Raw genomic sequence first — 12,383 nt, 5'->3', positions numbered from 1 at the left:
CTGGCTCCTCAGGGCAGGACAACGTCGGCACGGACCATCTGGCCAGCGACGGAAAAGAGCGCCGTAAAGCTGCGCGGGATTTCATACACGCGGATGCCGTCCGGGCCGGACATGGCATTGGTGTGAGCGGGCCACATCAGCGGGTGCTTCGAGCGCAGGTAGACCTTCTCGCCCATCAGCCATCCGCGGGCATCGACGCCCTGGATTGCCACCGGCTTTGCCTGCGCGGGAATATCGACGCCGGCGAGAAAGGACAGCAGCAGCTCAGAGCCCGCCTCGGTCACGCTGTCAGACGCAACGGCCGTGTTGATCTTGGCATTGGGCCCCTGGCTCATGATCTGGATGTCATGGCGGAAATGAGCGGTCTCATTGGAAATGCCGACGCGCATCACAACCGGCTTGGCCTGCCCTTTGAGCATCACGACCAGGTTGGTGAACCCGACTTTCGTCAGCGGGGTCATCGCCAGGTTGTTGGCCTGCTCGCCGAGCTGAATGACCTCGAAATCCTGACCGGAGCCCACGACGTACTGCGTGATCGGCCAGGGCTGACCGGTGACATCGTAAAACCCGATCACCGAGGCGATGCTGGGCGCCAGGGTCAGAACCGGAGGCGTTTCGCCCGGCTCGAGGCTGATAAAGCCTGCATCGACCCGCGCATCCGGCTCTTCACGTTCCAGAAGCGCACGCTGGTTGGCTTCATAGATATCGCGGAACTTACGAACCATTTCGGGCGTCATGGGAAAGTTGTTTTCGATGGCCTGGTTGAAGCCATCGATCTTGTCCGCGTTGAGCTGATTGCCATCGTTCAGCTTTGGCAGCGGATTGCCGTTTGCATCCGTGGGTGCGGCTGGCACAGCGCTGCCGCCGGTGGCCATGCCCCGGGGTGCGGCCGACGGCACATAGCCCGAGAAAATCCCGGAGCTGCCGTCGGCCTGGCCGCCCATTTCCGCGGCGGGGGAAGTGCCCGCGGAGGACGGATTCTGTTGTGCAAGAGCCATCCCGGTGCAGGACAGCAGGGCGATGGCTGCGGCGCCAGCGGCAAGTTTGGTTTTGGTCATCTGGTACTTCCTTTTTCGCAAAACCGGATCACTTGACGAGGACGCGGGTGATCCCGACGCCACGCGACGTTTGCCAGGTGGGCAGACGGCTGATCTGAACTTCGGCCATCCGGTCTTCCGTGCTCTGTTCGGAGGACGATTGATAGGTGATGGTGATCGGGACCTGCACGACCCAGCTGAAGCGGCCGGTCGCATCCGGCCCGGATTTGACGATCACGGCGCCATTGGCGACAACGCTGGAGATCAGGCGCCGGTTGCGGACGAAGTCCAGCATCCCGGAACCCTCGATGGCCTGCAGGAAGTTGTTCCAGCCATTGGGGCGTTCGAAATACTCCGATGCCTCCGCCAGATCCTGGCGCCAGTTCACGAAGTTGAAGGTCAGGGACCGGGTGATCGCCTCGACGGCGAAGTTGGTGACCTGCCCGTCGTTCAGGTAGGGCTGGGTGACCGGCGTCAGGGGGATAATGCCGCCATCCTCGCGGGCAATGAAGTAGCGCGGCTCCGGCTTCTGGGTGAAGGCCCACCAGGCCGCACCGGTCGCGGTTACGGCCGCAGAGGATGCAACAATGGCCGCAATCGCCATCCGTTTGAAACCGGTCTGATAGGTCTCATGGCGTGCGAGGGCCGTTTCAGTGCCCCCGAACCTGTTTTTCATGCTCATCCGTTGTCGACCCCAATCGAGAAATGCTTCAGCGGGACGATGATGGAACGGGATGGCGGCATGCCGCTGCCAAAACGAACAGTTTTTCCCATTTTCACATCGTCTGCCTGATGCATAACATCTTGGTAGGAGTGCGCGTAAGGGGTCTTCTCCAGGATGCCCCGGATCGCTTGCGAGTTTTTGTGGATAAGCACGGTGGTGGCCACCTCGCCATCCTGGGCGGGCTTATCGCCGACGCCGGGCCGGATGCCGTAGCGCAGAAGGACCTTGCGCGCCTCATCACCGTTCAGCATCACGTCATCATTGCCTTCATAGCCGCATGCGCTCTCCAGAATGGTGCCCATCAGCTCAGAGCGCGCGCCGGCATTGTTCTGACCATCCAGGCGCACCTCATGTGACTGGAGCGCGGCGAAGAGGCGGGTGTGGTCCTTGTCTTCGGAGACCACGTCACTGAAGTCGGTCAGCTGCTCGATCACGTTGAACTCGGTTGCAATGAAGGAGACAGCCTCCTGCTCGTTTTCCGGTGTCCCTTCGCGCATCATCAGCCAGCACCCGGTCGCAAAGCTGCCGAAAACGTCTGCGAGGCGGCGCTCAAGACCCAGGCAGCTCAGAGCATGGACCATATGGCGGTAAGTCGCCATGTAGTCTTTGGCGCGGGTCAGAATACGGCCGATCCACCGATCAGAGAATTCCTTGGTGATCAGATCCAGAGCAGGGATTTCGATGTCATTTTTGAAGCCGTCGTGCTTGCGCCCGGAGGACAGTTTGAGGCGGGCAAAGCGCGATTGGTCTGCGGCTTTCTCGAGGCCCGGAACAATCGACGTCAGCATGAATGTGGACGCCACCTTGTAGCCCCGTGCAGACCCGCCGCCCGAGACGCCCTGCGCAACAACAGAGTCATCCTCAAACGACGAGTAGCGGATCATCTTGATGATGTCGTCCATCCGCTTCCTGTCTTTCATATCTTCGCCCTCCGCCTCATCGAAGATGACGGGAACGGAGCGGTTCACCAGGAAGTTCCGGATGCCGGACTCGGAAGAGTTGGAAACCACGCTCACCACAAAGTCACCCAGCACCTTGCCGACGATATTCCGGGTAACCCAGGATTTACCGGACCCGCGCGGACCGTCGAGCCAGATGTGCGACCGCCACGGCAGCATGCCGCAGATTGGAGCAATTGCGATCCAGCCCATCAGTGCCATGATCGACAGCTCCCGGCGGTCGTGATGCCAGTCCAGTTTGCAGATGATATCGAGAAGCTGGCGAATTTCGGGGCTTTCGGCCGTGAACGGGGTCACGACATCCGGCATCCGCGTGCGGGGGCCGACGGTGTAGACGTATTGACCAGTGAATTCGTGAATCGGCTTACTGCCTTCGCCATCGACGTAGAGCTGTGAGCCGGTGTGGAATACCACTGTTCCTCCGTCAAGGCGCGCGCCCTGGCTGCAGCGCAGTCTCGGATCCCAAACACCGGCACTGTAGGTGGCCTGAATCAGGAAATCCACCGCGCGCTGCCAGTCCGGACCTGCAGGCTGGCCGTTGCGGTTCAGCTTGGGGAAGTTTTCCTCCCACCAGTCAAGGGGAGCCAGGTGCAGCAACGAAGTTGAGTTCATCTGCTTGGGGGCCAGCTCAAACACCTGGCCCGAGGTCAGCGACATGAAGACGTTGACGGTGTCCAGGTAGCCCAGGCAGCGGAAATGCCTGTTGAAAGCGGGGTTCCCCGCGTTCTCTTCCTCGATCTCCTGATGCTGGTCCACCTCATCCGGGGAGATCAGGTCCTCGCTCGCAACGTCTTCGATTTCCGGAGCGTCGAGCATGGGCGCCGTATCGGTGCCGTCAGCCCCATCATCCAGCGTCTCATCAATCATTTCCAGCCAATCAATATCGTCGTCCTGAGCTGCCGGTTCCCCGGCAAGCTCAAAAGGGGCAGCCATTTCCGGCTCCTCCAGGCCGGATGCGTCCATGTCCTTCGGGGTCTCTGTCTTGCGCAGCTCGAGGTTGGCCATATTCGTCCTCATGGAGTTCTTTTTGATAAAATTGATTAGCTCGTGCGGTGCCCAGCCTTCTTCCTCAGCGTCGGCGACGTCCCATCCGGACTTAACATCCTTGGGAGGCCTGACCTGGCCGAGGACGATATTGTCCAGAACGCCGCGGTCCAGGGCGCGCTGCGCTATCACGGACTGCATCTGGTCAACGGCCTGCTTGAGACGGTCTTCGACCGTGCCATCCGGGCGCTGCAGCGGCTTATCCGCATCGGGCCACTGGATGATGTTGATCTTCCGGTCACCCACGATATCGAAGAAGGGTCCCCAATCAGCATAGATCGCCGATTTCGACCCGCCCATCGGAGTGAGCACCAGCCATTTGCCTTCGGGGTCGGCCTGACGCAGCATGCGGGCAGCCGCATCGCGGGTCTTCTCGCCCTCAACGATGAGGACGTTTTTGCCGCCCGCAGCGTTCCAGCCGCGCACATCTTCCATGCCATAGACCGGCCTTGCGCTGCCAACCTTCGGTCCGATCGAGACCCAGGCAAGCCGCTTGCCGTCGTGCGTGGCATTCTCCAGAAGGCGCTCCGGGCAATCCTCGGTAGGAACCATCAGGCGGGCAGGGATAAAGAATTTCTTGTCACGGCCCATGACACGCAGAATGCACATGAGAAGATCCCCATCCGCATTGCGGTACTCATGAACCATCTGCGGGAAATACCGCTTAACGGCCGGGTCCCGGTCTCCGTATGTGCCGCGGTTATTCCAGAGCTGGAAGTCACGCTTCGCCGCGGGACGCCTGACATCGGCAGGGACAGGGATAATCCCGGCATCCGCCAGATTTCCGGGCGCCGGGCGCACTTTGGAGCTCTCGTAACGGACGAGCTTCTTCTTGGGGCCGGCCGGCTTTCGGCCTTCCACCAGGCTGCGGATCTGGTCGGGGACCGGAATACCAAGCTTGTCGGCCGCAAAAATGATGGCGGGCTGGAAGTCCAGGTTCTGGGTGGTCATGATCAGAGTTAGAACGTCGCCCTTTTCCCCGCACCCCCAGCAGCGGTAGTTGCCGCGGCTTGGATCGACCTTGAATGAGGGGGTCTTTTCGACATGGAACGGGCAGAGGGCCTCAAAGGTGCGCCCGGTCTGGCGCAGCTGGGCACCCGTCAGGTCCGCGATCGCATGATCGATGCGATAGCGGCTCTTGACCTCGTCCTTTAGATCCGAGAACGCCCGGATGATATCCTCGCGGGACATTTTGGCCGCATCATTCTTTTTCGCATATGCGGCCATCAGAAACTCCCTCCGAAGGACACGGCGTAATCACCGGAGGACCAGGCTGAAGTGGATTTGCAGGAATCGCAGATCCGGTGACCGAAGCCTTCCGAGAAAAAGGTCTTCCCGCATGTGAGACAGGGCCGCAATTTCGCATTACCATTTTTCGCATTCTCAGCAGACATGCGTTCGCCGGCAACCGACTTGGGCGGCAGCCGCAAGCGTGAAGCCTTGATCGCTACAGCGTTCTCCTGGCGGCCCAGTTTTTCTGCGATTTCGGAATTCGAGTGACCATCTTTCCAAAGACGGATCAGGAGCTGAACATCCTCATCCTGCCAGGGACCGGTCTTTCGAACCGGAGCCTTGCCGGACGCATGCCCGAAGCCGGATGCGGCCATCACTTCCCCCATTTTGCAATCTCGCTGTTCTGTGTGTCGGGGCAAGTATCAGTCCTGATATGCGAAAAAGCAAGAGGGGAAGTTTTCGCGACATGCTCGGATCACCCCTCATCACTGTTACGTCACTGAAAACAAACAAAAAATAGATATTATCCGGAACCCGGAGAGGCCGGATCCGCCAGGCCGGAGCGTCGGTCGGCTCCTGCATGGATATGAAAAATCCCAAAAAAGACAATAAAAACAATGAGGTAACAGCGTTACAGTCCGTTACGGATGAAGATCCGCCAGTAAGTCATTGATTTTACACCTTTATTTCTATTTATCTATCTATGTATCAGGTAGATAGTAATAGATATATATATAGAAGAAGAGAGAGGGATATTTCCGGACTCACGGAGAGTCTCTCCCCTCTACATACAATCCTGCCGTTACCGCCGTTACAGCGATACATGATAGAAAAAACAAATGAAAACAGATGGTTGCGTGTAACCGGCAATAGGTGGCCAGGCGTTACGAAAGGGAAGTTCCGGCCCGGCCGCCAGAGTTTTCCACATCTGCGTTGGCCGGGATACGAATGCGCACTAGGGAATTTCTCAGTTTTTCGCATATTCTCTACATGCAGAAGATTGCGGCGGCCCGGGAATGCGGATCGCTGCCGTGCAGGTTTATGAGAGGATTGAACATGAAAACCTGGAAGAAACGTGCCGCCCTCGCTGCGGCGGCAACTGCGGCAGCCCTGATTGCGGCTCCCGCCATGGCTCAGGATGCCGGTACCATCATGAGCGGTCTCCGCGGGCAGGCCACGGAAGCCGTGTCCCTGGTAACCGTTATCTCCTTCCTGGCGGGCGCTGCGATCGGCATCGCGGGCTTCCTGAAGTTCTATGCCAACACCAAGAACCCCAACGATCCGTCGAACAAGATGTCGACCGCCTTCATCCTGATTTTTGTCGGCGCCGGCCTGGTCGCGCTGCCTGCAGTCTTGGGCTCGGGTATCTCGACCGTGTTCGGCAGCGGCGCAGACAAAACCGATGGTACCAGCGGCTTCACCTCGCTGAACTAAGCGAAATGCGAAAAACTAAGCGCCAAAAATATTTGGCGCTTAGGCACTTCGGGGGCAGAGCTATGAAGGCAAAATTCTTGATCCGCACGCCGGCCCGCGCCTTTCAGGCATTGGCCGCCACGCTGGTGTCAGCCGGGGCCGCTGCGGCGCAAGCCCGGGATCTGGGCCAAATTGCCAACGGCATGACCGGTCAGGCTGCCGAAGGGACCAGGTTCATTACCGTCGGAGCGTTCTTGCTCGGTGTAAGCCTGGTGATCGGCGGATTTCTGAAATTCTACGCGCATTCGAAAAGCCCGAATGATCCATCCAGCTCAATTTCGACGGGTTTCGTGCTGATCCTGTGCGGGGCGTGCCTCGTTGCTCTGCCGTCTCTCCTGTCCTCCGGCGTGGCAACCATATTCGGCGCCAGCGCTGATGTGACAAACGGGACAACGGGCTTCATCCGGATTGACTGAAAAATGCGTGCCGGGAGCCAGCGGCTCTGTCAGATGCACTTGGGGGAACGATGCTTTCCGATATGCTGAAATCGTCGCTTGTGACGATGAACCTTAGGGTCGTTGATCATGCCGCTCTTCTCGTGCCGCAGGCGCAGGAATGCGGTGAGGTCATGAAGCGGGACCAGGAACGATGCCATATCTGCGGTGTCAGGGTTCCCGGAATGATGGAAATCGACCACCTGAAAGGGCACCGTGAGTCGCCGGCATCCGACATGGCTTGCATCTGCCAGTTTTGCCACAACCTCAAGCACCCGCTCTGGGCCGGGGCCCGCAAGCGGATTATCCCGATCTTTGCACCCGACATGAGCCAGGAGGATCTTCACCGCCTGGCCTGGGTGGCGCTTGCATGGCGTAATGCGCCGGATGATGCGCCTGTCGATGTTTCCGCAGTGATTTCGGACATCGAAGCCCGTCGTCAGCGTCTTCGTGAACTGCTTGGGTGCAAGGATGCGGAATCCCTTTTCGAGGCCGCCCTTGGGATGCCTGCGCTGATCGGGGAGAAGGAGGCGGCCGAAACCCTTCTGCGCATCGACCAGTCCCTGCGGTTCTGGCCTGCAGAACTCACGGAAGGGTATGAGGGGCTCAAAAAAGGGTCGCGGCTATCGACGTGGAGCCTCGGAGGGTTCCAGGTCATTGCAGATGAGGCTGCGCAAGCGATACGTCAGGACTGCGCGCCCGATTTCGAGAAAATCCGGGCCGCGGCAGAGGCCGTGGCGGCGGCTTGAGGAGCGCGCCATGGGCATTGAATTTCAGGATATTGAACAAGAGGACCGTACCGGTAGTGAGGATCCCTTCTCCAATGTTGGGGTAATCTTTTTCGGCGAAGATGGCAGCTGGCAGGCGCAACGGACCGGAACCGGATTCACCGCTGCGGGCGAGGGTGTGCCGCAGCGCCTTGAGCCAGGGCTTTGGGTGGCTGACATGGGCTACGATCAGGTCCGCGCGATCAGCAAGGAACTGCGCGGCATGACGATGCGGTCAGATAGCTGGCTGAAGCTCTCGATTGACCAGATCCGAACAGCCTTCGGCCTCAGCGGGAAACGCCCCGATCAGTCGCTGCCGGTCATCGCCACAATCGCGCATCGGGTCTACCGCCTGTCCCAGGAAGCGCTGCGCGATAACATGGGCGACCTGCGCTACAAGTCCCCGCATGAATTCCAAAGCCAGATGGAGCGCGCCGCCTCCCTTGCCACCGCGATAGCCACGGTGAATGCGCCCGCGGTTGCCCGCACCGGGTCATCTGAGAAGCGTGTGATCGAGCATTTCACCAGAACCTACCAGGCCGGGATGTACATCGGGGGCCGTAAAGAGCCGCCTGATGACCACATCAACCTGGCGTTCCACTTCCCGCGCCTCACCTACGCGCGCCGCATCACGGAAGAGGATGTTCCGGCCTCCTCGATCTGGCAGATCGCCAATCGCAAGGATCACCAGAGCGTTGAGGACTTTCTGGAGAATATGCGCCAGACCGGCCGGCCGGCCATTTACAAGGCTGTCTGCCAGCCGGGTGAGGGCTACGTTCCGGAGCATGTGCAGGTGTTCGCCAATGGGCTGAACACTTCAATGGGAGACACCCACCGCACCAGGTTTATCGATGAAGAGATCAAGCTTCTCGCGCGTCATTACAAGGTTTCCGTAGAGGGCGTTGTCGCGGGCAGCAAATGGTGCCCCTCCGCAACCGGCCAGCTGCTGCGCAGTCTCGAGGCCGCCGCGGGCGGAGCCGATGCCGCGCGCGCCTCATGGTCTGTCGGCCTGGCGGCCGAAAACATCCTTGCTTCGGCGTTGAGGGCGGCCCGCAAGGAATCTCCCGGCCAGACCGCGGAAGCCGTCTGGATCGCCGCCCGGGACCGGGCCGCCATGATGCCTGCTATCGAAGCGCTGGCAGAGGTCGGGGCGTCTCTTGTCTCAGCCCACTACGGCAACATCACGGTACGCTGTCCGCTGGACATCGAGCTGCTGATGCTGGTTGTCGATGCGGCCTGGGAATGCGGACTGATCCTGCCACTGGAAAGCGTGGAGCTTCTGAGGCAGATGGGGGTTCCAATTCCGGCAGAACCGAGCCTGTTCGGCGGGAATGATGTGGATTACCTGCTGTCTGCTGTTGTTCACCGCCGCCAGCGTAATGCACTATGGTCCCTTGACGGGATCATGGATCTCCCAGCGGATGAACGGGCCCGGCAGTTCCGGATCCTGACATCCGCATGAGTGCGAAAAAGGAATGAGAATGGGCGTTTTCGACGTATTCACGAAGCTGATTGGCGGTGTGCTTCAGGAGTCCATGATGGACCAGATCCGCCTGGAAACCATGGAAGATGATACAACCATGGTCTTGAAAGACGGCTCTCTGATCTCGCTGATCAACGTGGCGGGCGCCCTGGAAACTCCAGGCGAGGCTGAGATCGCCTTGATGGTGGAGCGGCTGCGCGTCATGCTGGCGTCGTATTTCGCCAAACCCGGCCATGCCATTGAAGTCAACTTCATGCGCGATGCCAACGCCGCCCGGCAGTACATCGAGCGGATCGTGAACCGGACCAAGCGCGGCGCGCATGGGCTCGGCCTCGACCTCGACGACGTGCTGCAGGAGCGGATCTCGAACCTCTCGACCAAAATGGTCAGCGAAGTCTGCCTGATCACGGTCACAACCCGCCCGGCGGTACTTGACCGCGAGGAGCTGAAAGAGGATGTGAAAAATCTCGGCGAGCGGATGGCCAAGCTGCCGGTGATGGAAGGTGGTCAGCTTCCCTCCAAGGCAATGCTGTCGGCGCACGCCCGTCACCTCGCACTGGTTGAGGCCCTGAACAGCACATTGATCAAGGCGGGGCAGATGTCCAGGGTCCTGAGGGTTCACGAGGCGCTTCAGGAGATCCGCGCTGGCATCTATCCGGACACCTATCCGACCAAGGATGAATGGCATCCGATCCTGCCCGCCTGGTCGAAAGAAGGCGCAGCCACGCCATCGGTGAACCCGGGCAAGCGCGCCCTGACCATGCTTCCGGAAACGCCCGCGCAGATGAACGCGGTGGAATTCGGGAACCTCGCCGTGCCGACTTTCGACCTGCAGCTGGCCACAGAAGACAGCTACATCGAAAGCAACCGGTCGGTCCGGATCGGGAACATGGTCTTCAACGGGTTCGACATGACGGTCGCCCCGGAGGTGCTGCCGGACTTCAATTCTCTGGTTGCCGACATTACCGCAAAGGGCATGGATATCCCGTGGCGCGCATCGATGCGCATCGAGTCCGGCGGGGTTCAGGCTCAAACCCTGAAGATGATGTATCTCTCCATCTTTGCCTGGGCGGGCGGCAACCACAATCGCAGGATCCGCGAGGCGCTGCTGCTGAACAGCGAGATCGACGGCAAAGAGGACAACATCGTCCGGTTCCGGATGTCTTTCTCGACCTGGGCGCCTCCGGGCAAGCCGGATGTTCTGCGTCGGAACTCCCAGATTGTCACTGGTGCTGTGAAGCGCTGGGGGAACTGTGGTGTCGACGGCATCTCCGGCGACCCGATGGCCACCGTCATGTCGACCATGCCGGGTGTCACCCAGTCGTCAACTGCTCCGGTTGCGGCCGGGCCGATGCGGGATGTGCTGTCGATGATGCCCTTGAGCCGCCAGGCATCTCCGTGGGAGAGCGGGGCGGTGATGTTCCGGACCGGTTCCGGAAAGCCCTGGGCCTACCAGCCCGGATCCTCACTCCAGACGACATGGGTCAGCCTGATCGTTGGCACACCCGGCTCGGGTAAATCCGTGCTGATGAACGCGGTCAACTTCGCTTCGGCCATTGCCCCCAATGCGGCCGTCGGGGACACGCCGCAGCTGCCGCGGATCTCCATCATTGATATCGGGCCCTCCTCTGCGGGGCTGATTTCGCTTCTTCAGGAGGCGCTGCCGGCGGATCGCCGCCATGAGGTTCTGTTCCAGAAGCTGAAGAACGACTCCAGCTATGCGATCAATATCTTCGACACGCAGCCCGGCATGCGCAAGCCGATGTCCGGGGAACGGATCTTCCAGATCAACTTCATGTCCCTTCTGATGTCTGACGGTGCAAATCCGCCCTCCGGCCCCATGCGCGGTCTGATTTCGGCCACCATCGACATGGCCTATGACATGATGATGGACCACCGGTCGCCGCGCCGCTATCTGCGCGATGATCAGCCCGCGGTCGACAAGGCGCTTGATGAGCTGGGCTTTGAGGCCATGCCGGAAACCATCTGGTGGGAAGTCGTGGACTTTCTGATGGAGCATGGGCGGATGGCGGAGCTGGAGATCGCACAGCGCCAGGCCGTGCCGACCCTTCCGGATCTCGTCACCGCATCCCAGCAGGATCAGGTGCGTTCGATCTACGGGGATGCAGTGGATGCCGCGACCGGGCAGCCGGTGCTGAATGCGTTCCAGCGCGTCATCTCGGAGGTCGCCCGTGATTATCCGATCCTCGCAGGCTGCACCCGCTACTCGATCGGTTCGGCGCGGGTTGTCTCTATGGACCTGATGGATGTCACGGCGCGGGGTTCCGGCGATGCCGCCAAGCGGCAAACGGCCATCATGTACATGCTGGCACGTCAGGTCATGACCCGCGACTTCTTCATCGATCCGGAAGAGATCGAAGGGATGGTCAAGCGCGGGGATGTCCCCGACATGTACATGGACTACCACGTCAAGCGCGCCACACAGATGAAGAACACTCCGAAGATCCTCTGCATGGATGAATACCATCGTTGCGGATCGATCGACGCGGTGAACGATCAGCTCCTCCAGGATGCCCGCGAAGGCCGGAAATTCAAGGTGGACATCAAGGTCGCATCGCAGCTGATCGAAGATTTCCCGAAAGCGATCGTTGAAGTTGCGACCGCGCTCGTCGTCTGCAATGCGGGCTCGGAGAACTCGGTCAGCTATCTCGATGAGATGTACCGGCTGACCGAGAATGAAAAAGCCATCCTCCGGCACAACCTCAATGGCCCGTCCTCGCGCGGCGCCCCGGTCTGGGTGCTTTTCAAGATCAAGGGCAAGGGTCAGGTGCGCCAGGAGCTGCTGCTGACCCTCGGCCCGGCCGAGCTTTGGGCCTTCTCAACCACCTCGGATGATGTTGCGCTCCGCTCGGAGCTTTACAAGCAGATCGGTCCGAAGGCGACACGCCAGGTCCTGGCAGCCCGGTTCCCGGGCGGCACCGCAGAAGCGGAGATCAAGACCCGCATGGCCCGGATCGAGGAAATGGGCGAGCGCGGTTTGAAGACAGGGCAGACGAATGTGATCAGCGACCTCGTTCGGGAGCTGAAGGAGCAGTCCTTCATCATGCAAAAGTCTGCCGGATAAGCGGCCTTCTCACTCGACCACTCAAAGCGCGCGGCCCGTCCGCGCGCTTTGCCGTCCGGGGGCGGGGCTTGGGCATGGGCAGCGTTTCGCGCGCCGCATCTTTCCGTTGAGCTGCGCCAAGGAAGGTGATACTTTTTCGCAAAA

9 protein-coding genes are annotated in these 12,383 nt (G+C 60.2%); 5 read left to right on the top strand and 4 right to left on the bottom strand.

The features are described 5' to 3' along the window. Window positions 1–8: 8 nt before the first annotated feature. Genes AB9K35_RS04130 through AB9K35_RS04115 form a run of 4 tightly spaced genes read right to left on the bottom strand, consistent with a single transcriptional unit; the run spans window position 9 to window position 5,371 of the window. Window positions 9–1,058, bottom strand: coding sequence for a DotH/IcmK family type IV secretion protein (locus AB9K35_RS04130; protein WP_369924633.1), 1,050 nt, complete (start codon window positions 1,056–1,058; stop codon window positions 9–11). A gap of 28 nt (window positions 1,059–1,086) precedes the next feature. Further along, a complete protein-coding gene (locus tag AB9K35_RS04125) occupies window positions 1,087–1,719 on the bottom strand; it encodes a type IVB secretion system apparatus protein IcmL/DotI (RefSeq protein WP_369924632.1) in 633 nt (210 codons plus the stop codon). Continuing rightward, window positions 1,716–4,991, bottom strand: coding sequence for a CHC2 zinc finger domain-containing protein (locus AB9K35_RS04120; protein WP_369924631.1), 3,276 nt, complete (start codon window positions 4,989–4,991; stop codon window positions 1,716–1,718). Before AB9K35_RS04120 ends, AB9K35_RS04125 begins: the two co-directional genes overlap by 4 nt. Then, window positions 4,991–5,371 carry a GcrA family cell cycle regulator gene (locus AB9K35_RS04115; protein ID WP_369924630.1) on the bottom strand — a complete coding sequence of 127 codons (381 nt, stop codon included), beginning with the start codon at window positions 5,369–5,371 and terminating at the stop codon, window positions 4,991–4,993. Before AB9K35_RS04115 ends, AB9K35_RS04120 begins: the two co-directional genes overlap by 1 nt. 682 nt (window positions 5,372–6,053) lie before the next feature. Between AB9K35_RS04115 and AB9K35_RS04110 the strand changes: the two genes are divergently transcribed. The 5 genes from AB9K35_RS04110 to AB9K35_RS04090 all read left to right on the top strand — a co-directional run bounded on the left by AB9K35_RS04110 (window position 6,054) and on the right by AB9K35_RS04090 (window position 12,239). Continuing rightward, window positions 6,054–6,431 (top strand): hypothetical protein, encoded by a 378-nt coding sequence (locus AB9K35_RS04110; RefSeq protein ID WP_369924629.1) that lies wholly within the window; start codon window positions 6,054–6,056, stop codon window positions 6,429–6,431. 62 nt (window positions 6,432–6,493) lie between these two features. Then, window positions 6,494–6,886 carry a DUF6750 family protein gene (locus tag AB9K35_RS04105; protein WP_369924628.1) on the top strand — a complete coding sequence of 131 codons (393 nt, stop codon included), beginning with the start codon at window positions 6,494–6,496 and terminating at the stop codon, window positions 6,884–6,886. A gap of 50 nt (window positions 6,887–6,936) precedes the next feature. Continuing rightward, window positions 6,937–7,653, top strand: a complete 717-nt coding sequence (locus tag AB9K35_RS04100; RefSeq protein ID WP_369924627.1) for an HNH endonuclease — start codon at window positions 6,937–6,939, stop codon at window positions 7,651–7,653. A gap of 10 nt (window positions 7,654–7,663) precedes the next feature. Beyond that, window positions 7,664–9,133, top strand: coding sequence for a hypothetical protein (locus AB9K35_RS04095; RefSeq protein ID WP_369924626.1), 1,470 nt, complete (start codon window positions 7,664–7,666; stop codon window positions 9,131–9,133). Between the two features lie 19 nt (window positions 9,134–9,152). Beyond that, complete coding sequence (locus AB9K35_RS04090; protein ID WP_369924625.1) at window positions 9,153–12,239, top strand: hypothetical protein; 3,087 nt, start codon at window positions 9,153–9,155, stop codon at window positions 12,237–12,239. The last annotated feature ends 144 nt before the right edge of the window (window positions 12,240–12,383 follow it).

The sequence above is a fragment of the Leisingera sp. XS_AS12 genome (assembly GCF_041224635.1).
GTDB lineage: Bacteria > Pseudomonadota > Alphaproteobacteria > Rhodobacterales > Rhodobacteraceae > Leisingera.
The sequence above is the reverse complement of the archived record's forward strand: the minus strand, read 5'-3'. Positions and strand labels throughout refer to the sequence as shown.